Origin of the sequence: Roseateles sp. DB2 (assembly GCF_051857535.1) — a bacterium.
Taxonomy (GTDB): Bacteria; Pseudomonadota; Gammaproteobacteria; order Burkholderiales; family Burkholderiaceae_C; genus Roseateles_B.
In genome coordinates, this window is sequence record NZ_JBPZGY010000006.1 from 240883 (window position 1) to 263523 (window position 22641).

Genomic DNA, 22641 nt, shown 5'->3' on the forward strand with positions numbered 1-22641 from the left:
ATCAGCGCAGGCCGGCGATGTAGTCAGCCACGGCCTTGATCTCGCGGTCGTTCATCTTGGCGGCGATGGCTGCCATCTGGGGGCTGTTGCCGCGGGTGCCGGCACGGAAGCCGTTCAGCTGCAGTTCGGTGTAGTCGCTGTGCTGGCCAGACAGACGGGGGTACTGGGCGGGGATGCCGGCACCGTTGGGGCTGTGGCAGCCGGCGCAGGCGGGGATCTGGCGATCGGCGATGCCGCCGCGGTAGATCTTCTCGCCCAGGGTCACGAGGGTCTTGTCCTTGGAGAAGCCGGGCTTGGCCTGCTTGGAGGCATAGAAGGCGGCGACGTTCTTCATGTCTTCTTCAGACAGGGTGGACGCCATGCCCTTCATCACCGGGTTGTCGCGCTTGCCGGCCTTGAATTCGGTCAGCTGCTTGACCAGATAGTCGGCGTGCTGGCCTTGCAGGATCGGGTTGGCGGGGCTGCCGCGCGAACCATCGGCCGTGTGGCAGGCCGCGCAGACCTGGGCCGTGGCCTGGCCCTTGGCGAGATCGGGCTTGGCCGGCGCCGGAGCTTCCGATGCACTGGTGGCAGCGGTGAAGACGAGGCCCATCAACAGGAAAGCAGCATTCTTCATGAGTAAGAGGGTCTGTAAGCGCAACCTGCGGATTTTACAATGGCAATCTCAGCCCACTGGATCAACATGAGCAGCAATAACCCCAGCCAAGCGCCGCAAGCGGCCGAGACCGCCCCTTCGGACAAGACTGTGTTGGCTTGGACCCACACTGCCCGCTTCCTCACCACGGCGAGCCAGCTTCACCATCTCCCGCCCAGCGAACTGCCGGAAATCGCCTTCGTCGGACGCTCCAACGCCGGCAAGAGTACGGCCATCAACACCCTGGCGCAGCAGAAGCGCCTGGCCTTCGCGTCCAAGACGCCCGGCCGCACGCAGCACATCAACCTCTTCCATCTCGGCCCCAAGGATGCGCCCGATGCGCTCTTCGCCGACCTCCCCGGCTATGGCTATGCCGCCGTGGCGCGCGACGCCAAGCTGCGCTGGCAGAAGGTCATGGCCGACTACCTCGAGGTGCGCCGCTCGCTGTCTGGCGTGGTGCTGATGGTGGACTCGCGCCTGGGCCTCACGGACCTGGACCGCCAACTGCTGGATTTCGTCGCCTCGCGCGTGGCCAATGGCGAGGTCAAGCTGCTGGTACTGCTGACCAAGGCCGACAAGCTCAACCGCAAGGAGGCGCAGGCTGCGCTGGCCGCCACGCAGGAGGTGCTGGGCGCCCTGGCCACGGAGGAGTCGGACGTCTCCATCACCCTGTTCTCTGCACTGAAGAAGCAGGGTGTGGCCGACGTGGCCCACATCCTCTACGACTGGGTGCGCCAGGCGCCTGTGGTGCCGGCCATGCCTGACCTGGATGAGCTCCCCGAGGACCCCTCCGGCGCTCACGGTGCGGCGCACGGAGATGGCGACCCTCGCTGAGCACGGCCGAGGCACCGATGGTGCCTGCTCCCTTCCTTCAGCGGCTTGCCTGCCCCTTGTTCGGGGTCGTCGTCAGCCAGCCCTCGGCGCGCATGGCCTGCAGGGTGGCGACGAGCCGAGGCGCCAGGGCCGCATGCCGGGCATGGAGATAGGGATACAGCGGCATCGGTGAACCGAGCTCGAAGAGCCGGTGCAGCGAGGGCGCCTGGCTTTCGCCCAGGTGGGCCAGGCTCAGGCTGAAGGTGCTGTCCATGTCGCAGACGAAGCGCGCCCGGCCGCGCGCCAGCATGCGCACCGCGTTGTCGGCCGCAGAGATCTCGACCAGACGCTCGGGGGGCAGGGCCTCGCGCAGGCGCTGTTCGCAAACCGCCACGCCGCGCCGGTAGATCACCACACCCTCGGCACGCCGCAGCTCGTCGAGCGACTGAGGAAGGTCTGTCGTGCCCGTGCCGTAGACGCCAAAGGAGGCGTGCATCATCGGCGCGTCCACCCGCTGCAGTTCGGGATGCAGTTCGCCATAGGTTGCGGTGCGCACCATCTCGCCATCGACCTCGCCGCGCTGCAGCGCCAGCTCGGCGCGACGGGCCGGCATCTCCAGCACCTCCAGGCGCCAGCCCAGGCGGCGCAAGGCTTCGGTGAAGACCCGGCGCAGCAAGCGGCCGTCACTGCTGCGGTCGTCGGTGCCGGTGGCCAGCGTCAGCACAGGCTCGCTGCCGGTCGTGCGTGCCGTGGGCTGTGGCGCGGGCGCGGAGGGGGGCGCAGCCTGGGCGAAGCCGGCCGCTGGCCATCCCGATGCCATGGCCAGCAGGGCGAGCAGCAGCACGCTGTGCAGGGCGTGGAAGCAGGTCCGCATGGCCTGATTCTGCACCGCTCGCCTGCTCAGGGCCGGCCGATGAAGAGGTAGACAGCCATGTCCGTGTTCCGGCCCTTGCCCAGGCCCAGGTAGAGAGGACCCAGGCCGGTGTCGGCACCGATGAAGAGGCTGCCGGCCAGCTTGAGGCCGCGCAGGCTCACGTTCTGGCGCGTGTCCCAGGCATTGCCGGCTTCCAGCGAGCCGCCGACGAAGAATCCGCGGGTCAGCACGGGTGTCTGTGCCAGGCGCTGGTAGTAGCTCACACGGCCGAAGAGCAAAGTGTTGCCCGTGAGCTGGCCGGGTTGGTAGCCCGAGAGTTGCTGGAAGCCGCCCAGGCTGTAGGGCCCCTGCGCCGAGTCCTCGGGCTGATGCGCATTGAGGCCGCGCAGGTGCAGGTTCAGGGTGTGACGGCCCCAACTGGTCACCAGCGTGCCTTGGAGCTCGGTGCGGCTGAAGGCATCGCGGCGACCACCAGGTTGTGTCTGTGTGCCGGCGGTGTGCTCGAAGGTCGTGCGGTAGCCGCGCTGCGGAAAGTTGGCGAAGTCCAGCTGGTCCACCACCAGCTTGAGGCGCAGGCCGGTCTCTGTCCAGGTCTTGTTGAGGCGTTGCTGGTCGGTCTCGCCCAACTGGCTGGGGTCCACCGTGATGAGGTCAGGGTGCACGCGCCAGTGTTCGCGCACCAGTCCCAGCCGCACCTCGCCCAGGCGGCCCCAGGGTTGGCCGATGTCCAGGCCGTAGTTCAGGCTCTTGCGGCCCAGGCGCGCCAGGCCCTGGCCGGTTTCGGCGTTGTAGAGGGTCAGGTTGTGCCGCTCGATCTCGCCCCAGCTGGAGATGAACCAGTCATTGCTGGTCCCCAGCTTCTGGATCAGCGGGTGATACAGCTCGGTGTACAGGCGGGGGCTCTGGCCTATGGACAACTGGTTGCGCCACTCGGTGCCATTGGGTGTCAGCCAGTGTCTGTTGTGGCTGATGCGCAGATTGAAGGCGCTCTCGCCGTTGAAGTCTGTGCTGAGGTCGATGCCGGCGCGGAAGTAGTTGGGGCCCCAGGGCTTGTCTTCCATCATGAAGACCAGCTGGTTGCCCTCGCTGTGTTCCTCGACGTGGTAGTCCACTCGCACGAAATCGCCAGAGGAGGCCAGGAAGCGTGCGTCGCGCTCGGCGCGCTCGGCGTCGAAGACCTGGCCGGGGCGGGTTTCCAGCTGGTCCTTGAATCGCTCCGGCCTGGCCACATCGCTGCCTGCGAAGCTGATGCCTGCGAGCACCGGCGCGGCCGGCTGCGCGTGGGTGCGGGCCAGCAGCCAGTCGGCGTAGGCCTCGGGGCTGATGGCGAAGGCGCGCAGCTGGGGCAGGGCCTGCTCGGCGGCGGCCTCACCCAGCGCGATGAAGTCCTTGCCCCGCTCGAAGCTGCCTGAGCCCATGCCGTTGAGCTTCGGCGTTATTAGCAGGTCCTCCTGCCAGAGGCTGGCGATCGAGCGCTGCACGTTCTGCTCGGTGAGGATGTTGATCATCTGGGCCGTGACGCCCACCAGCGAGTTCAGCGAGTCGCGGCCGGACAGCGGCGTGCCCACGTTGATGGCGATGACGCGTTCCGCGCCCATGCGCCGGGCCACGTCCACCGGCAGGTTGTTGACCAGCCCGCCATCGCCGAGGATGCGGCCGTCGTCGCTCTCGACTGGGGCGAAGACGCCGGGCACGCTCATGCTGGAACGCAGGGCCTGGGCGAGGTCGCCGGATTCCGCCACCACTTGCGCGCCGCTTTCCATGTCGGTGGCGACGGCCCGGAAGGGCGTGGGCAGCTGGTCGAAATGATCGGCGCCGCGCACGGGCAATGTCAGGCGGCGCAACAGGGCATCCAGGCCGCGGCTGGACAACGTGCTCTGCGGCACGCGCACCTCGCCATCGCGCAGGCCCAGCTCCAGCACGGCGGAGAACTCGAAGTCCTCCTCCTTGCGCCGCTGCGAGAGCTGCTGGCGCTCGACGCGGCTGGCGAACATGCGATCCCAGGCGATCTGCTGCAGCTCGCGCTCCAGCTCGCGGGCGTTCATGCCGCTGGCGTAGAGGCCGCCGATGATGGCGCCCATGGAAGTACCAGCGATCACATCCACCGGGATGTGCTCTCGCTCCAGCACCTTCAGCACGCCCACATGGGCCAGGCCACGCGCGCCGCCGCCAGAGAGCACCAGGCCCAGGCGAGGGCGGGCGGGCGCTGCGGGCAGCGTGCCGGGCGCTGGCATCTCGACCGGCCGGGGCGGGGGCAGCGACTCGGCCTGCGCTGGCGGCAGCGCGACGACCAGCAGCAGGGCCAGGGGCCGGCACAGACGGTGCAAGGCCCGCATCCACGGTACGGTGCGTGGCGGCAGCCTCGGGGCCAGGGAGATGGCGGTGCCGGGGCGGCGGAGCGGCATGGGAGGCTTCACCGGATCAGGGCGCGTCGTCCAGATCCTGCATGAGCGACGAGACGGCCCGCTGTACCAGGGTGTCTTCTTCCAGGGCCGTGATCAGGCCGTTGGCCAGCAGCTGTTCGATGGCGCCGCGCGTCAGCGAGTGGCGCTCGTCGGCATCCTGGCCCACGAAAAGGAAGAACTGGCGGCTCTCGCTGATCCAGGCGATCTGGGCGGTGATCCACTGGCTCTGCACGAACATGTGGTACCAGTTGCCCACCTGCAGATTGCCCATCCAGGCCTGCAGGGCGATGCGCGCATCCGGCGAGCCGGACTCGGAATAGAGCCCTACCGGCACCGTGGGCAGCTCGCCCCGATTGACCTGGTCGTGGGCCCAGCGCGAGGGCATCTGCGACTCGCGCTCGTTGAGCAGCTGCTGCAGCAGCTCCTCGGGACTGAGGTCGCGGCGTGGCGCAGGTGCGCGCTCCAGCGGCGCCGGATGGTGATGCGCCGGCAGGCCGCTGAGCACGCGGCCGTGCTGGTTCATCAGGTCTTGCAGGACGATCTGGCGCTTGTCGGCCGGGAAGGCGATCAGATCCATGCCGGCCTCGATCCGTTTGATCAGGCCAGGCAGGCGGCTGCGCAACTGAGCGCGTGCGCTCTCGCCGTGACGCTGCTGCAGGCTGTCCAGCAGCTCATCCACCACTTCGATGCTGGCCTCGGCCTCGGACGACTCCCGGCCATGCAGCACCATGTTCTGCACGATCACTTCCACCCAGGGCTTGAGCAGGAACTTGCGCAAGGTCGGGCTGAGGGCCGTATCGGATAGCTGCTCCTTCAGCTGGCCCTGGAGCAGTTCCAGCCACTCGACGCGCTGGCTCTCGCGCTCCAGCGCGGCCAGGGCCGAGGCGCTGCGCTCGCCATGTCGGCTGGCCTGCTCGCGGATGTGCTGGTCGACCAGACCGAGCGCCTGCTGGAACTGCAGGCCGGTCAGCAGCTGCGCTTCCACCAGTTGCTGGACGATGCCGTTCATGAAGTCGAGGAACTGGCGCAGGCGTTCATCATCGGCGCGCTGGAAGCCGGCGCCATGCGCGGCCACGCGATTGAGCAGGCTCCACACCGGGTGATCCTGGCGGCGCAGGAGGCTGGGGTCGGTGCGCGACAGCCGTGCCACGGCCACCTGCAGCCGCGACATCAGGGCCTTGACCGGCGGCAGCAGCTTGGGATCGGCCAGGATCTGGTCATAGAGCCGCGTCAACAGGTCACCACCGCCGCGCAGCAGGGTGCTGGGGCCCAGGGCCTGGGCATTGTCCGAACCGGGGCGCAAGTTCTGCGGCCGGGAGTTGATGGCATCGACGCGACGCGCCAGCGTGTCCAGCGTCGGGTTGACGCCTGGCACGGCGGCCTGGCGCAGGCGGGCCTCGACATCACGCGTGCTGCCGATGCCGTAGCCTTCCACCAACGGGGCCAGTTGGGCGCTGCGCATCTGGTCGCAAAGCCGCTGGTAGATGATCCCCAGGGCCTCCACCACATGGGGCGTGGCGACCTTGGTCATGGCGTAGCAGCCCTCGCCGTCCAGTTGCATGTTCTGGATGGCCGTGACCACGGCATTGGCGAACACGGCCGGGCGCAGGGGGTTGTCCTGCTTCATGGGCCGGGCGATACCGCGCAGGGCCGCAAAGAAATTGACCAACTGATGCAACTCGGGGCGCGAGTGTTCCTCGACGGCCGAGACCACGTGCGCAATGGACACATCCTGCAGGGCCTGCTTCTCGTCAACGAGGCTCAGCGACTGCAGCCCCAGCGAGGAGCTGCGGCGCTGCAGCGGGTCCTCGCCGCGGCGGGCGGCTTCCAGCAGGGGCTGTATGGCCGCCTGGAAGTCGGTGGCAAAGCGACCCTTGCTGACCGACCAGGCGTATTGCAGCGCGTGGAGCAGCGGGTCGGCCTTCAGGTCGTCCTGGATCTTGTGGGCCACGGTGTGGCTCAGCGACGGCATCTGCACGATGACTTCGTCGACCAGGGATTGCAGGCTCGGGGCGTTGGACATGATGTTCCGCATTATGAAGGCGGCATGACGCAGGAACCTGGGACGGGCGGTCAGCCTGCTGCCATTTGAGCGACAGAGTGCGCACCTCGGCGGCGAGGCCCCTCCATGTGAGGGGGATTGGCAACGGAGCACCGCGCCATGCCCATGAAAAAACCCGCGAGGCCGGGTGGCCGTCGCGGGTTTCACAGAGGCTCCGGCAGGGACTGCCGGGGGCCTGGACTTACATGTCCATGCCCATGCCGCCCATGCCGCCGGGCATGGCCGGGGCAGCGGACTCGTCCTTCGGGGCTTCAGCGACCATGCACTCGGTGGTCAGCATCAGCGACGCGACGGAAGCGGCGTTCTGCAGGGCGGTGCGGGTCACCTTGGTCGGGTCCAGGATGCCCATTTCGATCATGTCGCCGTAGGTGTCGTTGGCGGCATTGAAACCGAAGTTGCCCTTGCCTTCCAGCACCTTGTTGATCACGACGCTGGGCTCGCCACCGGCGTTGGACACGATCTCGCGCAGGGGGGCTTCGATGGCCTTCAGGATCAGCTTGATGCCGGCGTCCTGGTCAGCGTTGTCACCCTTGATCTCGCCAGCGGTCTGACGGGCGCGCAGCAGGGCCACGCCACCACCAGCCACGATGCCTTCTTCCACGGCAGCGCGGGTGGCGTGCAGGGCGTCTTCCACGCGGGCCTTCTTTTCCTTCATCTCGACTTCGGTGGCTGCACCGACCTTGATGACGGCCACACCGCCGGCCAGCTTGGCCACGCGCTCTTGCAGCTTCTCGCGGTCGTAGTCGGAGGTGGCTTCCTCGATCTGGATGCGGATCTGCTTGACGCGGGCTTCGATGTCAGCAGCAGCGCCGTTGCCGTCGATGATGGTGGTGTTTTCCTTGCCCACTTCGACGCGCTTGGCCTGGCCCAGGTCAGCCAGGGTCACCTTCTCGAGGCTCAGGCCCACTTCTTCAGCGATGACCTTGCCACCGGTCAGGATGGCGATGTCTTCCAGCATGGCCTTGCGGCGGTCGCCGAAGCCAGGCGCCTTGACGGCCACGACCTTCAGGATGCCACGGATGGTGTTCACCACCAGGGTGGCCAGGGCTTCGCCTTCGACGTCTTCCGCAATGATCAGCAGCGGACGGCCGGCCTTGGCCACGGCTTCCAGCGTGGGCAGCAGGTCACGGATGTTGCTGATCTTCTTGTCGAACAGCAGGACAAACGGGTTGTCCAGGATGGCGGCCTGCTTCTCGGGGTTGTTGATGAAGTAGGGCGACAGGTAGCCGCGGTCGAACTGCATGCCTTCGACGACGTCCAGCTCGTTGTTCAGGCTCTTGCCGTCTTCAACGGTGATGACGCCTTCCTTGCCGACCTTGTCCATGGCGGAGGCGATGATTTCGCCCACGTCGGAGTCGCTGTTGGCCGAGATGGTGCCGACCTGGGCGATTTCCTTGGAGGTGGTGGTGGCCTTGGAGGCGGCCTTCAGCTGGGCGACCAGGGCGGTCACGGCGCGGTCGATGCCGCGCTTCAGGTCCATGGGGTTCATGCCGGCGGCCACGTACTTCATGCCTTCGCGCACGATGGCCTGGGCCAGCACGGTGGCGGTGGTGGTGCCGTCACCGGCGTTGTCCGAGGTCTTGGAAGCGACTTCCTTGACCATCTGGGCGCCCATGTTCTGCAGCTTGTCCTTCAGCTCGATTTCCTTGGCCACGGACACACCGTCCTTGGTCACGGTGGGGGCGCCGAAGGAGCGCTCGAGCACCACATTGCGGCCCTTGGGGCCCAGGGTGACCTTGACGGCGTTTGCCAGGACATTCACGCCTTCGACCATGCGGGCACGGGCGTCGGAACCAAAGACCACGTCTTTTGCTGCCATGTTGATTTCTCCGAAATTCTTTGGGTTTGCATTGGCGGCTTCCTGGCGCTCAGTCGGCGCCAGGCAGTCGCGCAGTAGCGATTACTTGGCGACGACGGCGAAGAGGTCTTCTTCGCGCATCACGAGCAGCTCTTCGCCATCGACCTTGACCGACTGGCCCGAGTACTTGCCGAACAGCACGCGGTCGCCCACGGCCACGTTCAGGGCCACGAAGTCGCCCTTGTCGTTGCGCTTGCCAGGACCCACGGCCAGCACTTCACCCTGGTCGGGCTTCTCGGCGGCGTTGTCGGGCAGGACGATGCCGGAGGCCGTCTTGGTTTCGTTTTCGAGGCGCTTAACGATCACGCGATCGTGCAGAGGACGCAGTTTCATCACATCTCCTTGCTGAGAGTCTTGGGTCGTTGCCGGCCGGACGCCAGAAGAGCGACAGGCCATCACATCGGGACAAACCGGCCGGAGCCGCGTGTTTGTGCCAAATCTTTCTTGTTGGCACTCAACGTTTGAGAGTGCTAGCAGGAGAGGATTATAGGGATGACCCGCGACGTTTCAAGAGGTGGGCTTGCGGACGTGCTGCCAGCGCCCCTGGCCCCAGCGACGGACGGCTTGGTCGGCACAGTGCCTGCGCCGTCGCTGCACAAAAAATGGGCAATGTCTGCCGGGGCCTTGTGAATCAAGGACTTGTGGCCGCCCTCACCGCGCCACCCACACAGTTGTCCACAGCTGGCGTGGATGACGCGGCGCGGGGGGCATCTGCCTGTCGGTGCTTCCGGGCACGCAAGGTGCGTTCAAGGACTTCGCACCTCGGGCCCGGAATTCGGCCGCCCCCAGAGGACAAGGATGCGGGGGAGGGCGGTGCCAGCGGTGAAGCCTGCTCAGGCCTGAAGCTGGGAAGGGGCCAGGTATTGCTGCCTGAAGTCCTCGAAGGGCAGGGTGTCCGCGGCCTCAACGGCGGCCTGCTCAGCCAGGGAGCGGCGTGCGGTCTCGGCAAATGCTTCCTGCCGTTCGGCACTCAGCGGCTGCGCGCGCAGATGGGCGCGGGCCTGCTGTGAGCAATGGGCGATGAAGCGCAGGTGAGAGTGGCCGAACTCCCGCGCCATGGCTTCCAGCACACGGGCGGAGGGCAGCAGTTCGGGATGCTCGAAGCGTTCGCATGCACGGGCCAGAGCCTGGGCGTAGGCGTCGCCGCCCAGTTGGCGGTCCAGGTGTGCGCTCAGCGGTCCTAGCTCTTCCAGCAGCTCGGCCGCCCAGTCGCGCAACAGCACGGCCTGGCCGGCGCGCTCCAGCTGCAGGCCGGGCTCACGGCCGCGGGAGGCGGTCAGCTGCTGGTTGCGGGCCAAGGCGGCGATCTCCTCGGGCGTGTCTGGCGGGCTGTCCGACAGCAGGCAGTGCAGCAGGAAGAGGTCAATGAAGCGCATGGTCGACGCACTGATGCCGACGGGCTCGAAGGGATCCAGGTCCATGCAGCGGACCTCCACATACTCCACGCCTCGCTCCCGCAAGGCATGCAGGGGACGCTCGCCGCTGCGGATCACGCGCTTGGGGCGGATGGTGCCGTAGAACTCGTTCTCGATCTGCAGCAGGCTGGTGGAGAGCTGGTTGTACTCGCCGCCCGGATTCATGATGCCGATGGCCTCGTAGGCCGGGTAGGGCCGCAAGAGGGCGTCCTGCAGCGAGGCGGCATAGCCTTCCAGGCTGTTGTAGCTGACGGCCAGTGATGACTGCGCGTCGCTCTGATAACCCAGGCGGCCCATGCGCAGCGAGGTGGCATGCGGCAGGTGCAGCGTGCCGCAGGGGGCCTTGCCAGGGACAGGTGCAGGGAAGGGCTGGAGCCCGTGGTCACGGCCCTCGACAAAGCTCGAACACAAGGCGGGCGAAGCCCCGAAGAGCAGCAGCAGCAGGAAGCTGTGCCGGCGGAAGTTGCGGATCAGGTCAAAGTACTGCTCGCTGCTGATACCCGGCAGGGACCAGTTGTAGTGGATGCCCGAGATGGTCTGCATGCGCCGGCCATAGCGATGGCCCAGGCCCATGCGGTAGACGCTCTTGGCTCGCCCGATGTTGGAGTAGCCGTAGCGGCCGATGGGAATGGTCTCGTCGGTGGGCAGGAAGCAGGGCATGCTGGACGCCCACATGGTTTCCTCGCCCAGCAAAGCGTCGACGGCCTTGTGGATCTCGGTCAGCTCGGCTTCGCAGGCCTCGGCCGTGCCGTGCACACCGGTGATCAACTCCAGCTGGCTTTCGCTGAAGTCTGTGGTGACATTCGGATGCGTCAGGGCCGAGCCCAGGCCCAGCGGATGCGGCGTCATCGCCAGGGAACCTTCCGGCGCAGTGCGCAGGCTTTCCTTTTCCACGCCGCGACGCATGCCTTGCAGTCGCTCACGGTCCAGTGTGTCCAGTCTCTGCGGCCAGTTGTTCAAGGGGGGCTCCTCTGATTGTTGTGGTCCGCCAAGTTAACAGATGGTGATGGCGGCTGCTTGACTACGGGCATGGCACTTTGTGCTAGCCGCCCCCGGGCTGCTCAGTGGGCCAGCGCCTGGCGCGTGCGACGCCATTGCTGCTCGGAGCTGAATCCCGCCAGCCGGGCTGCCTCAGAGAGGCTGGCACCCTTCTGGCGGGCTCGCTCGGCCAGCTCCAGGCGGATGGACTGCAAATAGCGCAGGGGCGTGGTGCCGGCGTGCTCTGCGAACAGCCGTCCCAGATGGCGCGGCGTCACATGGGCCACCTGGGCCATGCGGTCCAGGCTCCAGTCCTCGGTGGGACGGGCGCTGATGGCGTCCTGTACCCGGTGCAAGGCCGGATGCAGGTGATGGCGATGGGCCAGCAGGGGCGAGAGTTCGGGGTCCTGGGGATTGCGGCGCAGGTAGACCACCATGGTCTGGGCCACGCTGGCTGCGATGGCATCTCCGCAGTGGGCCTGGATCAGGTGCAGGGTGAGGTCGATGCCCGCGGTGATGCCGGCGCTGCTGGCCAGGGGGCCATCCAGCACGAAGACGCGGTTGTTCACCACCTCCGCCGCCGGAGCCCGCTGCCGCAGCTCGTCCAGCAGCTCGTGATGGGTGGTGCAGCGGCGCTTCATCAGCAGGCCTGCCTCTGCGGCCAGCAGGGCGCCCGAGCAGATGCTGATCACGCGGCCGGCCGGGGTTTCCATGAGGGGGGCGCCCACATCGTGCAGCCAGCGCAAGGTGCGCAGCTGGTCGGCGCGCTCTGCGCTGTCGGCCGCGGCCTCGCCGGGCTGCGGGTGGCGGCAGCCCAGCAGGAAGAGCCAGCTGTCCGGCGTCAGGGCCTCGGGCAGGGCCTCCAGCCCGCTCACCCTCAGGCCCACCGAGCTCTCGGCCTGCGGGCGAGCCGCCACATGGCGCAGCCGGAAGGCCGGCGGCAGGCCCTGGCGCTGCAGGGCCTGGTTGGCCAGGCGCAGGGCCTCGGCCGGGCCGGCCAGGTCCAGCAGCAGGGCGCGGGGCTGGACCAGGAAGACAGCGTCGATGGGGCGGTCGGTGGGGCGGTCGGTGGAACGCATGCCCTTGAGTATGCCTGTCAGATCAGGACATGGCCCGGGCGCGCTCCAGCGCCTGCTCCACCGTGCAGATGTGGGCGAAGCGGTCCTTGAGTACGGTCTCGGTGCGCAGCTTGATGTCGGCGGGGCTCAGCACCGTGCCACTGTCATGCTGCATGGCGAAGGTCAGGGTGGCCTCGGTGACGTAATCCACCAGCCAGCCCTCGTCGCTGGCATGGCGGGTGGTGGTCTCGCAGCACTGCTCGGTGCGGATGCCCGCGACGATCAGGCGCTGGATGCCCTGCTGGTGCAGCCAGATGGCCAGGCCCGTGCCGGCCAGGGCGCTGTGGCGGTGCTTGATGAACTCGACGGCCGCCTCGTAGGGCAGCAGGCCCTCCAGCGGGCGCACATGGCCGGACTTCAGGGCGAAGGCGTTGTCCGCCGTCTCGGGGCCGTCGTTGTGCAGGATGCGCACGATGGGAATGCCCGCAGCCTGCGCGCCCTGCAGCAGGGCGTTGCTGCGTTCCAGGTAGGCGGGCAGCTCGGCCTCGCTCCAGTAGGGGCGGTGGCGGAAGGATTCCTGGACGTCAATGAAGATCAGGGCGGTTTTCATGAGTGCATTCCTTGCAGTGGTGGGGAATGTGCTCATGGTGCCGGGCGGGCGCTCTGGTGTCGCGCCGCATGCGGACCGCTTTCGGTCAGATCCGGACATCCATCGGTGATGTCTGGATCTGCCGGGGGGCTCAGCCTCGCGTCTTGAGGCCCAGGGCCTTCCAGCCTTCGAGGCCCAGCTTCTCCAGCGTGGCGATATTGGCCTCGTAGATGGCGTCGGTGTCTGGCATGGACTCGACGGCGCGCTCTATGCTCTCCTCGCGCAGCAGGTGCAGCGTGGGGTAGGGCGAGCGGTTGGTGAAGTTGCTGATGTCGTCCAGCTCGGTGCCTTCGAACTGGAAGTCCGGATGAAAGCTCGCGACCTGCAGGAGGCCGTCCAGCTCCAGGTCCTCCACCAGCGCATCGGCGGCACCCTGGAAGTCGTTGAAGTCCAGGAAGTCGGTGAGCACCAGGGGGTGGATGAGCACCGTGGTCTCGATCTCGTCCGGGTCCGTGCGGCGCAGCAGGAGCAGCTCATGTGCCAGCTCCTTGAGCAGCTCCTCGGGGGTGGTGGCCTCGCTGACCACATAGCGCAGTTGCTTCTTCACCTCGACCGCCTTGGCGAAAGGGCAGAGGTTCAGGCCGATGACGGCCTTCTGGACCCAGTCGCGGGTCTCATTGATCACTTGTTCTTTGTCCATGTCAGGTCCTGAACCATGCCTCGACCAGGCGCACCCACATGGAGCCGCCCAGCGGGATCAGTTCGTCGTTGAAGTCGTAGCTGGGGTTGTGCAGGGTGCAGGGGCCCAGGCCGTGGCCGCCCACGCGGTGGGTGCCGTCGCCATTGCCAATCAGGAAATAGCAGCCGGGCACCTTCTGCAGGTAGTAGCTGAAGTCCTCGGCGCCCATGGTGGGCTCGAACTCCTGCACGCTGGCGGGGCCGACCAGATCGTGCAGCACCTCGCGCACGAAGGCAGTCTCGGCCGGGTGGTTGATGGTGGGCGGGTAGTTGCGGCGGAAATGGAACTCCACCTCGCAGTCGAATGCCTCGGCCGTGGCGCGGGCCACCTTCTCCATGCGCTGCTCGATCAGGTCCAGCAGCTCCAGCGTGAAGGTGCGCACCGTGCCCTGCAGCTCGGCGTGGTCGGGCACGACATTGGTGGCCTCGCCGGCCCGCAGCATGGTGACCGAGATCACGCCAGCGTCCAGCGGTTTCTTGTTGCGGCTGATGATGGCCTGGAAGGCATTGACCATCTGACAGGCCACGGGCACCGGGTCAATGCCCAGATGCGGCATGGCCGCATGGCAGCCCTTGCCGCGGATGGTGATCTTGAACTCGTTGCTGGAGGCGAAGACAGGGCCGCTCTTGAGCGCGAACTCGCCGGCCTTCATGCCCGGCCAGTTGTGGATGCCGAAGATGGCCTCCATGGGGAAGCGCTCGAAGAGGCCGTCCTTGATCATCTCGCGGGCACCGCCGCCGCCTTCCTCCGCGGGCTGGAAGACGAGGTAGACCGTGCCGTCGAAATTGCGATGCCGGGCCAGGTGCTGGGCCGCGGCCAGCAGCATGGCGGTGTGGCCGTCATGGCCGCAGGCGTGCATCTTCCCCGCATGCTGACTGGCATGGGCGAAGGTGTTGCGCTCGGTCATGGGCAGGGCGTCGATGTCCGCCCGCAGGCCCAGGGTGCGGGTGCTGCTGCCGTTCTTCAGGATGCCCACGACGCCGGTCTTGCCCAGGCCGCGGTGCACGGGGATGCCCCAGGCCGTCAGCTGCTGGGCAATGAGCTCCGAGGTGCGCTCTTCCTGGAAGCAGAGTTCGGGGTGGGCGTGGATGTCGCGGCGCAGGGCGGTGAGGGCCGCGGCGTCCGCGAGGATGTCGGGGATGAGTTTCATGGACTGGCTCCAGGCGCCGGTGCGAGACCGGTCCCGGGGCAGTGTACCCGCCGCCCTCTGGGCCGCCGCTGGCTCAGCGCTTGACCTTGCCGTCGCCGGTCAGCATGGAGAGCTCGACGAAGTTGGAGGCCACATGCCGGCCGGGCCCGAACTTCACCGGGAAGCCGCCTGCGTTGTAGTTCTGCAGGCCTTCCAGCGCGCTGACCAGGGCCTCGCGGCTGCCCTTGCCGTTGATGCGGCGCAGGCCTTCGCTGAGGACCTTGGCGGCCAGGAAGCCTTCCATCGCGGTGTAGTTCAGCACATGGCTGCCGCCGGCCTTCTGTGCGGCGGCCTGGTACTCCGCCACGACGCCCGAGGCGACGCCGAAGGGGTAGGGCATGACCTGGCTGACCACGATGCCATTGGCCTCCTTGCCCAGCTCATCCAGCAGAGCCTGGGTGCCGACGAAGCTCACATTGAAGAACTGACCCGAGTAGCCGGCCCGGCGGGCCTCGCGGATGAAAGCCGCGCAGCTCTTGTAGGCGCTGACCAGCACCACGGCCTCGGGCTGGGCCGCTGCCAGCTTCCTGGCGGCTTCAGCCACGTCCACGCTGTTGCGTTGCACGGAGGCGGTGGCGTGCACCGCCAGCTTGCGCTGCGTCAGGGCGCGCACCACACCGTCCAGCCCGGCCTTGCCGTAGGCGTCCTCCTGGTGGAAGACGGCAATCTTGCTCAGGCCCAGCTGGGTCAATTGCCTGACGATCAGGGCCGTCTCGTCGTTGTAGGAGGCTCGCAGGTGGAAGACCCAGGGGCTGGCCGGATCGCGCAGGGCCTCGGCGCCAGTCAGGGGGGCGAAGAAGGGAATCTTTGCCTGCTGCACCAGGGGCAGGGCTGCCAGGGACGTTGGCGTGCCCACGTAGCCGAAGAGGGCGAATACATTGCTGGCGATCAGCTTCTCGGTGTTGGCCTTGCAGCGCTCGGGCTCGTAGCCGTCGTCCAGGGTGCGCAGCTCCACGGGCAGGCCGCCGATGCCGCCGCTGGCGTTGACGCCATCGAAGTAGAGCCTGGCGCCCGCCTGCATCTGCAGGCCCAACTGGGCCGCCGGGCCGCTCAGCGGTGCCGACTGGCCCAGCACGATCTTCTTCTGGTCCTGGGCCTGGCTCCACAGAGGCAGGGCGGACAGGCTGGCGAGTTGGGCAAGGGCAAGGCGGCGGTTCATGGGCGGGGGGGACTGCAAAAAGCCGCGAAGCGTATCCCAAATCTAGGGTTTACCCTGTAACGAATTGCCGATCTTCGCCCCTGCGCCTCTCTCAGGTGGACGGCCTGTGCAATAGTGCTCGCATGAACGCTCCCGAGTCCGCCATCGCCAGCCGCACCGTCCATGGTGCCTGCCCCCATGACTGCCCCGACACCTGCGCCTTGAAGATCACCGTCGAGAACGGCCGGGTGGTCAAGGTCCAGGGGCGTGCCGAACATCCCTCCACCCACGGCGCCCTGTGCACCAAGGTGTCCCGCTACCCGGAGCGCACCTATCACCCGGAGCGCCTGCTGCGGCCGATGAAGCGGGTCAGCGCCAAGCACGAGGCCCCGCGCTTCGAGCCGGTCAGCTGGGAGCAGGCCCTGGACGACATCGCGGCGCGCCTGAAGGCCATCGCCGCCCGCGACCCCCAGGCCATCCAACCCTACAGCTACGCCGGCACCATGGGCCTGATCCAGGGCGAGAGCATGGCCGCGCGCTTCTTCAATGCGCTCGGCGCCTCCCGGCTGGAGCGCACCATTTGTGCCTCCGCCGGTGCCGAGGCGCTGAATGCGACCTACGGCAGCCGCGTGGGCATGCATCTGCGCTTCTTCGCCGAGAGCCGGCTGATCCTGATCTGGGGCAGCAACTCCATCGCCTCCAACCTGCATTTCTGGACCTATGCCAACCAGGCCAAGCGTGAGGGCGCGAAGCTGATCTGCATCGACCCGCGCAAGACCGAGACGGCGGACAAGTGCCACCAGCACATCGCCCTGCTGCCCGGCACTGACGGTGCCCTGGCCCTGGGCCTGATGCATGAGCTGATCGTGAACCAGTGGCTGGACCAGGACTACCTGGATCGCCATGTGGACGACTGGCCCGCCATGCGCGAGCGCGCCCTGCAGTGGCCGCCGCAGCGCGTGGCCGAGGTCTGCGGCATCAGCGTGGACGAGGTGCGCCAACTGGCCCGCGAGTACGGCACGACGGCGCCCGCGGCCATCCGCCTCAACTACGGCATGCAGCGTGTGCACGGCGGCGGCAACGCGGTGCGGCTGGTCGCGCTGCTGCCTTGCCTCGTCGGTGCCTGGAAGCATCGCGCGGGTGGCCTGCTGCTGTCGGCCTCGGGCTGGGCGGCGCGGGTCAAGAACTCACAGGCGCTGGAACGCGCGGACCTGCTCGCCGGCCGGCAGCCGCGCATGGTCAACATGAGCGCCATCGGCGACGCCCTGCTGCACGAGGCCTCGCCAGATTTCGGCCCGCGCATCGAGGCCCTGCTCGTCTACAACAGCAATCCGGTGGCGGTGGCGCCAGACACGGCGAGAGTCCTGCGCGGCTTCCAGCGCCCGGACCTCTTCACCGTGGTGCTGGAGCACTTCATGACCGACACGGCCGACCAGGCTGACTACGTGCTCCCCGCCACTACCCAGCTGGAGCACCTGGACGTGCACACCAGCTACGGCCACACCGACGTCCTGCGCAACGAGCCGGCCATCGCGCCGCTGGGCGAGGCCAAGCCCAATACGCAGATCTTCCGCGAGCTGGCCGCCCGCATGGGCCTGGACGACCCCTGCTTCCGGGAGACGGACGAGGAACTGGCGGCCCAGGCCTTCACCGACGCCATCGACCAGGACCAGCTCAAGTCCCAGGGCTTCGTGAGCCTGGACCTGCCCGAGGCACCTTTCGCCGAGGGCGGCTGGCCCACGGCCAATGGCCGCGTGCAATGCCGCTCGCCACTCTACGGCCTGCCGGACCACGTGCCCAATCGCGAAAGCCGCCAGAGTAGCCCCGAGCTGGCAGCGCGCTACCCGCTGGCCATGATCTCTCCGCCCGCCCGCAACTTCCTCAACAGCAGCTTCGTCAACGTGAAGAGTCTGCGTGACATCGAGGGCGAACCCCTGGTCGAGATGCATGCCGACGACGCCGCAGCCCGCCGGCTGGTGCATGGCAGCATGGTGCGCATCTTCAACGAGCGCGGCAGCCTGCAGTGTCGGCTGCATATCAGCGAGCGGGCGCGCCCGGGTGTCGTCAATGGCCTGGGCGTGTGGTGGCGCAAGCTCTCGCCCGGCGGCGAGAACGTCAATGCCGTGACCCAGCAGGGACTCACCGACATCGGCGGTGGCGCCACCTTCTACGACTGCCTGGTCGAGGTCGCGGCGGCCTGATGCGGTCCCGCGGCCGAGCCGGTCTGTGGGCGGCCCTGCTGCTGCCCTGCTTGGCCGGCTGTGCCCAACTGGGCTACCTGGGGCAGGCGATCAGCGGGCATCTGCAGATCACGCAGGCCGCGCGGCCGGTGGCTCAGTGGCTGAGCCAGCCGGCGCTGGATCCAGCCCTGCGCGAGCGCCTGCTGCTCAGCCAGCGCATGCGCGACTACGCCGTCAGCGCCCTGGCCTTGCCGGACAACGCCAGCTACCGCCGCTACGCCGACCTGGGCCGCCCTGCTGCCGTCTGGAACGTGGTCGCGGCGCCGCCCTACAGCCTGCAGCTCAAGACCTGGTGCTACCCGCTGATGGGCTGCGCCGGCTATCGCGGCTACTTCGACCGGGCCGCCGCGCAAGCCCTGGCCGATCAGTTGCAGGCGCAGGGCTGGGAGGTGCAGGTCTACCCGGTGCCAGCCTACTCGACCCTGGGCTGGGGCAACTGGCTGGGCGGTGACCCGCTGCTCAACACCTTCATTCGCGATGGCGAGGGCGAGCTGGCCGGCCTGATCTTTCACGAGCTTGCCCACCAGCAGGCCTATGCCGCGGATGACACCGAGTTCAATGAGAGCTACGCGACGGCCGTGGAGCGCATGGGCGCCCGGCGCTGGCTGGCCGAGCACGGCAGTGCCGAGGCCGCGGTGGCCTACGAACGACAGCGGCAGCGCCGCGACGAATTCCTGGCCCTGGCCCTGCGCGGGCGTGAACGGCTGGGTGGTGTCTATGGGCAAGACCTGACCCCCGAGACTCGCGAGACCGCCAAGCGCGAGGCCATGGCAGCCATCCTGTCCGAGTATCGCCATTGGCGCGATGGCCCCTGGCAGGGCTTTGCCGGCTATGACGGCTGGTTCGCCCGCGCCAACAACGCAGCCTTCGGCGTGCTGGCGGCCTACCACGGCCTGGTGCCGGCATTCGAACGGCTCTTCGTCACCCAATGCGCTGACTGGGGCCACTTCCATGCCGAGGCCAGGCGACTCGCGGCACTGCCCAAGGCGCAGCGGCAGCAGGCCTTGCAGGACGCTCGGGCGGACACTGCTTGCGTGGACTGAGCGTGGCCGTCTCGGCAGGGGCGGTCGCAAGCGCTTGCAGGGCCTTGTTTCCACCTGTCGATGAGGTGCTTTCATTCCTGGAGTTGGCTGCCTGAAGCGGCAAAGTGGGCGTCAAAAGCCGGCATCAAGACCGGCAGATTCAGGCTGAGGGACGGGCGCGGGGTGGCCGCGCTCATGGCGCTGGCATGCCGCGCCTGGGGGCCCGGATCGCCGGGTCGACAAGGCCGCCGACTATGATGGAAGTGGTCGCAATGCCCTTGTGGGCCTTGCGCAGATCCCTGGCAGCAAGGAGAGCCGTTGGCTGGTGCATGAGGCTGCCCGCCCGGCGAAGTGGGAGCGTTTGGCCAGGGCTGGGAACTACGCAGCGCAGCGCAGCGTTCTTGTGAAGATTGTCAAAGCCGGATGGACCTGCGAATCATGGAAGAAACCGTGGTCAAAGACGCCAACGAGAGCGCACTGGTCAAGGGGGCGAGCCTGTTCTTCGGTCCCGACTTCATTGAGGTGCATGCGGAGTCGGGCGGGCATACCACCATGCTCGACCGTGCCGCCTTTCATGCCTATCTCCCTGCGGACGCCTCGACGACGGAGATCGCTCTCCTGGTGCAGCAGGCGTTGGAAGCCAGCCATTCCTGGTGGCCTGACAAGTTCGTGGCAAGCGGTGGATGGCGCGGCATGACATCGCGCTGGAATGACTGGGTGCAGGAGATGCATCAGCGCTTCCCTGCCAAGAAGAGCAAGTCGGCCTTGTTCAATGGCCTGTGCTGGCTGTTGATCAAGCGGCGTGAGAACGTGCTCACGCTGCTTCCGAAGAATCGGGTGCGAGGGGATGGCTACGGCTTCCTGCCGGGAGAAAACAAGCAGACGCTGAGCCTCGTCTTCCATCTGGATGATCCCTGCTTTGACTGGAACGATGCCCTGCGACAGGGCATGGAGCGCTGCATCGGCTGAGTCCGGGCGCGCCCGGGCATGCAAAGGGCGTCGTTGCCTGCGCCTTGGGCTACAGTGCCGTCCATTCCCGCTAATCCAGGCGCTGCACCATGGCTGACATCCACATCCACCGCGACCATCAACTGGGCCTCGAGAAGGCCCGCGAAGTGGCCTGGGCCTGGGCCGAGCAGGTCGAGCAGAAGTTCGACATGGAGTGCACCGTGATCGAGGGCGACACCAGCGACACGGTGGAGTTCGAACGCTCCGGCGTGAAGGGCCAGCTCATCGTCACCGGCGATCACTTCGAGCTCGAGGCCAAGCTCGGCTTTCTGCTGGGCGCCTTCAAGTCCACCATCGAGGCCGAGGTCCAGAAGGAGCTAGACACGCTCCTGGCCCAGTCCGGCGGCGGCAAGAAGTCGTCAAAGAAGAAGGCCGGCTGACGACTGGTGGCGCAGCGCACGCATCGTGCGGATCCGGCTAGGCCGGTCCATCGCCTGCAAGACCTGACCCCATCAAAAGAAAAAGCCAGACATGCCGCCTGGCTTTACCGCCGCCCGCGCCTAACTCATGTGACGCGCGGCGCCGCCCGCGCCCCCGCACGGATCGTGCGGATCCGGCTTTGCCGGTCCGCCACGATCGCCCCCTTGGGGGGGCTCGCGAAGCGAGTAGGGGGGGATTACTTCAGACTTTCGATGAGGTCGACGTACTGCTGCATCGCCTCATCATTGCTGGTGCCCTTCAGCGCGGCCCAGGCGTCGTACTTGGCGCGGCCGACCATGTCGGTGAAGCCGGGGCGCGAGCCTTCCACGTCGCCGCTGCTGGCCTGCTTGAACAGGGCATAGATCTTGAGCAGGGTCATGTTGTCGGGGCGCTCGGGCAGGTTCTTGGAATCGGCCACTGCGGCGTCGAATTGCTCTTTGAGGCTCATCTCGTCTCCTTGGGTTTTGCGGCACCAAAGTTTGGTGACAATCGGGATGGACACCGAGCATATTACCCAGCAATGTCTGGGTCAGACACTCTAGAACGAGGAGCACGCCTTGGCCGCAGCAGAACGCATGTCCCGGGTCGATACCGCCTGGTTGCGGATGGATACCGAGCAGAACCTGATGATGATCGTCGGGATCTGGACCCTGCGACCGCGGCTCTCGCTGCAGGACCTGCGCCAGCGTGTCGAAGAGCGCCTGCTGCAGTACCGGCGCTTCCGTCAGAAGGTGGTGGAGGACGCGCTGGGTGCGCAGTGGGTCGATGACGAGGACTTCGACATCGCCCGCCACGTCGTGCCCGGCACGCTGAAGCCTGCGCGCGGCCAGACGCTGCAGCAGGCCCTGCAGGACCGCGTGGGCGCGCTGTGCGCCCAGCCGCTGGACCCGGCACATCCGCTGTGGCAGTTCGAGCTGGTCGAGGACATGGACGGCGAGAGCGCCCTGATCGCCCGCATCCACCATTGCATCGCGGACGGCGTGGCACTGATCGCGGTGATGCTGTCCATCACCGATGGCGGCAAGCCGCCGCCCAAGCGCCGTCGCAACGAGCCCGTGGTGGTGGAGGACCACGACTGGCTGACCGACGCCCTGCTCAAGCCCATCACCGACCTCACCATCAAGGCCATCGGCGTCTCGGGCGCAGCCATGTCCAAGGGCGTGGACCTGATGATGGCGGCCGACCATCCCCTCGACCACTCCCTGCATGCCGCCAAGCTGGGCTACCAGGCGGTGAGCGACGTCGCGGCCTTCGCGCTGATGTCGGACGACTCCCACACCAGCCTCAAGGGCAAGCCCGGCACCGTCAAGCGCGTGGCCTGGGACGAGGGCCTGCCGCTGGATGCGGTGAAGGCCGTGGGCAAGGGCTTCAACTGCTCGGTCAATGACGTGCTGCTGTCCTGCGTGGCCGGTGCCATTGGCCGCTACCTGCGCTCGCGTGGCGAGGAGGTCGAGGGCAAGGAGATCCGCGCCATGGTGCCGGTCAACCTCCGGCCCCTGGAGAAGGCCTACCAGCTGGGCAACCGCTTCGGCCTGGTGCCTCTGGTGCTGCCCATCGGCATTGCCAACCCGGTGGAGCGGCTCTACGCGGTGCGCGCGCGCATGCAGGAGCTCAAGGGCAGCTTCCAGCCCATCATGGCCTTCGGCCTGCTCTCGGTGGCGGGCCTGCTGATCAAGCCGGTGCAGCACGCCATGCTCAACATCTTCGCCAAGAAGGCGACGGCCGTGATGACCAACGTGCCCGGGCCTGCGGAGGCCTTGAAGTTCTGCGGCGCCACCGTGGACCGGGTGATGTTCTGGGTGCCCCAGTCCGGGGACATGGGTGTGGGCGTGTCCATCCTGACCTACGCCGGCAAGGTGCAGTTCGGCCTGATCACCGACGAGAAGCTGTGCCCGCATCCGCAGGCCGTGATCGATCAGTTCGGGCCCGAGTTCAACCAACTGCTCGTGCTGGCCCTGATGCTGCCCTGGGGCGAGGAGCAGTTGTCCGACCTGGACGGTGCCTGAGCCGTGCTGCGTGCGTCCATGAGAAGGGCGCGCCCATGAAAAAAGCCAGGCTGCTGCCTGGCTTCTTCTTGGCTCTTTGCGCATTGCTTCGAGACGCCTCAAGCCCCGACTGCCAGAGCCAGGAACGGCGCGGGCTGGCGAGGCGTTTGAGCTGACCGGTCCAGAGCACGGAACCAGCCCAAGTAGCTGGCCA

The 22641-nt window shown here is 67.4% G+C and carries 19 protein-coding genes; 6 read left to right on the top strand and 13 right to left on the bottom strand.

Annotation, left to right across the window (positions count from 1 at the left end; genetic code table 11):
- Window position 1: 1 nt before the first annotated feature.
- Window positions 2-616: a c-type cytochrome gene (locus tag ACS5PK_RS12435; RefSeq protein ID WP_439440556.1), complete on the bottom strand. Its 615-nt coding sequence runs from the start codon at window positions 614-616 to the stop codon at window positions 2-4.
- Between the two features lie 66 nt (window positions 617-682).
- Between ACS5PK_RS12435 and yihA the strand changes: the two genes are divergently transcribed.
- Window positions 683-1468: a ribosome biogenesis GTP-binding protein YihA/YsxC gene (gene yihA / locus ACS5PK_RS12440; RefSeq protein WP_439440557.1), complete on the top strand. Its 786-nt coding sequence runs from the start codon at window positions 683-685 to the stop codon at window positions 1466-1468.
- A 37-nt stretch (window positions 1469-1505) separates the two neighbouring features.
- Here the strand turns inward: yihA and ACS5PK_RS12445 are convergent, their stop codons facing one another.
- The 11 genes from ACS5PK_RS12445 to ACS5PK_RS12495 all read right to left on the bottom strand — a co-directional run bounded on the left by ACS5PK_RS12445 (window position 1506) and on the right by ACS5PK_RS12495 (window position 15773).
- Entirely contained in the window at window positions 1506-2321 is an 816-nt protein-coding gene (locus ACS5PK_RS12445) for a substrate-binding periplasmic protein (protein ID WP_439440558.1), read from the bottom strand.
- A gap of 26 nt (window positions 2322-2347) precedes the next feature.
- Window positions 2348-4726, bottom strand: coding sequence for a patatin-like phospholipase family protein (locus ACS5PK_RS12450; RefSeq protein ID WP_439440559.1), 2379 nt, complete (start codon window positions 4724-4726; stop codon window positions 2348-2350).
- A 16-nt stretch (window positions 4727-4742) separates the two neighbouring features.
- Window positions 4743-6749, bottom strand: a complete 2007-nt coding sequence (locus ACS5PK_RS12455; protein ID WP_439440560.1) for a DUF1631 family protein — start codon at window positions 6747-6749, stop codon at window positions 4743-4745.
- Between the two features lie 220 nt (window positions 6750-6969).
- Entirely contained in the window at window positions 6970-8607 is a 1638-nt protein-coding gene (gene groL / locus ACS5PK_RS12460; RefSeq protein ID WP_439440561.1) for a chaperonin GroEL, read from the bottom strand.
- Between the two features lie 81 nt (window positions 8608-8688).
- Complete coding sequence (gene groES / locus ACS5PK_RS12465) at window positions 8689-8979, bottom strand: co-chaperone GroES (protein ID WP_183103857.1); 291 nt, start codon at window positions 8977-8979, stop codon at window positions 8689-8691.
- A gap of 500 nt (window positions 8980-9479) precedes the next feature.
- On the bottom strand, window positions 9480-11021 hold the full coding sequence (gene gshA, locus ACS5PK_RS12470; RefSeq protein ID WP_439440562.1) for a glutamate--cysteine ligase: 1542 nt from the start codon (window positions 11019-11021) through the stop codon (window positions 9480-9482).
- Between the two features lie 101 nt (window positions 11022-11122).
- Window positions 11123-12118 carry a GlxA family transcriptional regulator gene (locus ACS5PK_RS12475; RefSeq protein WP_439440563.1) on the bottom strand — a complete coding sequence of 332 codons (996 nt, stop codon included), beginning with the start codon at window positions 12116-12118 and terminating at the stop codon, window positions 11123-11125.
- Between the two features lie 22 nt (window positions 12119-12140).
- Complete coding sequence (locus ACS5PK_RS12480; protein ID WP_439440564.1) at window positions 12141-12707, bottom strand: cysteine hydrolase family protein; 567 nt, start codon at window positions 12705-12707, stop codon at window positions 12141-12143.
- A gap of 130 nt (window positions 12708-12837) precedes the next feature.
- Window positions 12838-13386: a DUF1415 domain-containing protein gene (locus ACS5PK_RS12485; protein WP_439440565.1), complete on the bottom strand. Its 549-nt coding sequence runs from the start codon at window positions 13384-13386 to the stop codon at window positions 12838-12840.
- A gap of 1 nt (window position 13387) precedes the next feature.
- Complete coding sequence (locus ACS5PK_RS12490) at window positions 13388-14575, bottom strand: M20 aminoacylase family protein (protein WP_439440566.1); 1188 nt, start codon at window positions 14573-14575, stop codon at window positions 13388-13390.
- A 73-nt stretch (window positions 14576-14648) separates the two neighbouring features.
- Window positions 14649-15773: an ABC transporter substrate-binding protein gene (locus tag ACS5PK_RS12495; RefSeq protein ID WP_439440567.1), complete on the bottom strand. Its 1125-nt coding sequence runs from the start codon at window positions 15771-15773 to the stop codon at window positions 14649-14651.
- Window positions 15774-15895: 122 nt separating this feature from the next.
- Here ACS5PK_RS12495 and ACS5PK_RS12500 point away from each other — a divergent pair, with 122 nt between their 5' ends.
- From ACS5PK_RS12500 to ACS5PK_RS12515, 4 genes are all read left to right on the top strand, one after another.
- Complete coding sequence (locus ACS5PK_RS12500) at window positions 15896-17953, top strand: molybdopterin-containing oxidoreductase family protein (protein ID WP_439440568.1); 2058 nt, start codon at window positions 15896-15898, stop codon at window positions 17951-17953.
- On the top strand, window positions 17953-19035 hold the full coding sequence (locus ACS5PK_RS12505; RefSeq protein WP_439440569.1) for an aminopeptidase: 1083 nt from the start codon (window positions 17953-17955) through the stop codon (window positions 19033-19035). The genes ACS5PK_RS12500 and ACS5PK_RS12505 overlap by 1 nt, the downstream gene beginning before the upstream one ends.
- A gap of 330 nt (window positions 19036-19365) precedes the next feature.
- Window positions 19366-19983 carry a contact-dependent growth inhibition system immunity protein gene (locus ACS5PK_RS12510; RefSeq protein WP_439440570.1) on the top strand — a complete coding sequence of 206 codons (618 nt, stop codon included), beginning with the start codon at window positions 19366-19368 and terminating at the stop codon, window positions 19981-19983.
- An 89-nt stretch (window positions 19984-20072) separates the two neighbouring features.
- The gene (locus ACS5PK_RS12515) at window positions 20073-20402 is read left to right on the top strand and encodes a polyhydroxyalkanoic acid system family protein (RefSeq protein ID WP_439440571.1); all 330 of its coding nucleotides are present in this window, start codon (window positions 20073-20075) and stop codon (window positions 20400-20402) included.
- Between the two features lie 236 nt (window positions 20403-20638).
- On the opposite strand, the gene ACS5PK_RS12520 is transcribed toward ACS5PK_RS12515, so the two are convergent.
- Window positions 20639-20890, bottom strand: coding sequence for an acyl-CoA-binding protein (locus ACS5PK_RS12520; protein ID WP_439440572.1), 252 nt, complete (start codon window positions 20888-20890; stop codon window positions 20639-20641).
- A gap of 127 nt (window positions 20891-21017) precedes the next feature.
- On the opposite strand from ACS5PK_RS12520, the gene ACS5PK_RS12525 reads away from it, so the two are divergent.
- Window positions 21018-22448, top strand: coding sequence for a wax ester/triacylglycerol synthase family O-acyltransferase (locus tag ACS5PK_RS12525; RefSeq protein ID WP_439440573.1), 1431 nt, complete (start codon window positions 21018-21020; stop codon window positions 22446-22448).
- Window positions 22449-22641 lie beyond the last annotated feature (193 nt).

Coding starts and splice junctions, on each gene's coding strand:
- ACS5PK_RS12435 (WP_439440556.1), bottom strand. CDS start 616: ATGAAGAATGCTGCTTTCCTGTTGATGGGCCTCGTCTTCACCGCTGCC.
- yihA (WP_439440557.1), top strand. CDS start 683: ATGAGCAGCAATAACCCCAGCCAAGCGCCGCAAGCGGCCGAGACCGCC.
- ACS5PK_RS12445 (WP_439440558.1), bottom strand. CDS start 2,321: ATGCGGACCTGCTTCCACGCCCTGCACAGCGTGCTGCTGCTCGCCCTG.
- ACS5PK_RS12450 (WP_439440559.1), bottom strand. CDS start 4,726: ATGCCGCTCCGCCGCCCCGGCACCGCCATCTCCCTGGCCCCGAGGCTG.
- ACS5PK_RS12455 (WP_439440560.1), bottom strand. CDS start 6,749: ATGTCCAACGCCCCGAGCCTGCAATCCCTGGTCGACGAAGTCATCGTG.
- groL (WP_439440561.1), bottom strand. CDS start 8,607: ATGGCAGCAAAAGACGTGGTCTTTGGTTCCGACGCCCGTGCCCGCATG.
- groES (WP_183103857.1), bottom strand. CDS start 8,979: ATGAAACTGCGTCCTCTGCACGATCGCGTGATCGTTAAGCGCCTCGAA.
- ACS5PK_RS12475 (WP_439440563.1), bottom strand. CDS start 12,118: ATGCGTTCCACCGACCGCCCCACCGACCGCCCCATCGACGCTGTCTTC.
- ACS5PK_RS12480 (WP_439440564.1), bottom strand. CDS start 12,707: ATGAAAACCGCCCTGATCTTCATTGACGTCCAGGAATCCTTCCGCCAC.
- ACS5PK_RS12485 (WP_439440565.1), bottom strand. CDS start 13,386: ATGGACAAAGAACAAGTGATCAATGAGACCCGCGACTGGGTCCAGAAG.
- ACS5PK_RS12490 (WP_439440566.1), bottom strand. CDS start 14,575: ATGAAACTCATCCCCGACATCCTCGCGGACGCCGCGGCCCTCACCGCC.
- ACS5PK_RS12495 (WP_439440567.1), bottom strand. CDS start 15,773: ATGAACCGCCGCCTTGCCCTTGCCCAACTCGCCAGCCTGTCCGCCCTG.
- ACS5PK_RS12500 (WP_439440568.1), top strand. CDS start 15,896: ATGAACGCTCCCGAGTCCGCCATCGCCAGCCGCACCGTCCATGGTGCC.
- ACS5PK_RS12505 (WP_439440569.1), top strand. CDS start 17,953: ATGCGGTCCCGCGGCCGAGCCGGTCTGTGGGCGGCCCTGCTGCTGCCC.
- ACS5PK_RS12515 (WP_439440571.1), top strand. CDS start 20,073: ATGGCTGACATCCACATCCACCGCGACCATCAACTGGGCCTCGAGAAG.
- ACS5PK_RS12520 (WP_439440572.1), bottom strand. CDS start 20,890: ATGAGCCTCAAAGAGCAATTCGACGCCGCAGTGGCCGATTCCAAGAAC.
- ACS5PK_RS12525 (WP_439440573.1), top strand. CDS start 21,018: ATGTCCCGGGTCGATACCGCCTGGTTGCGGATGGATACCGAGCAGAAC.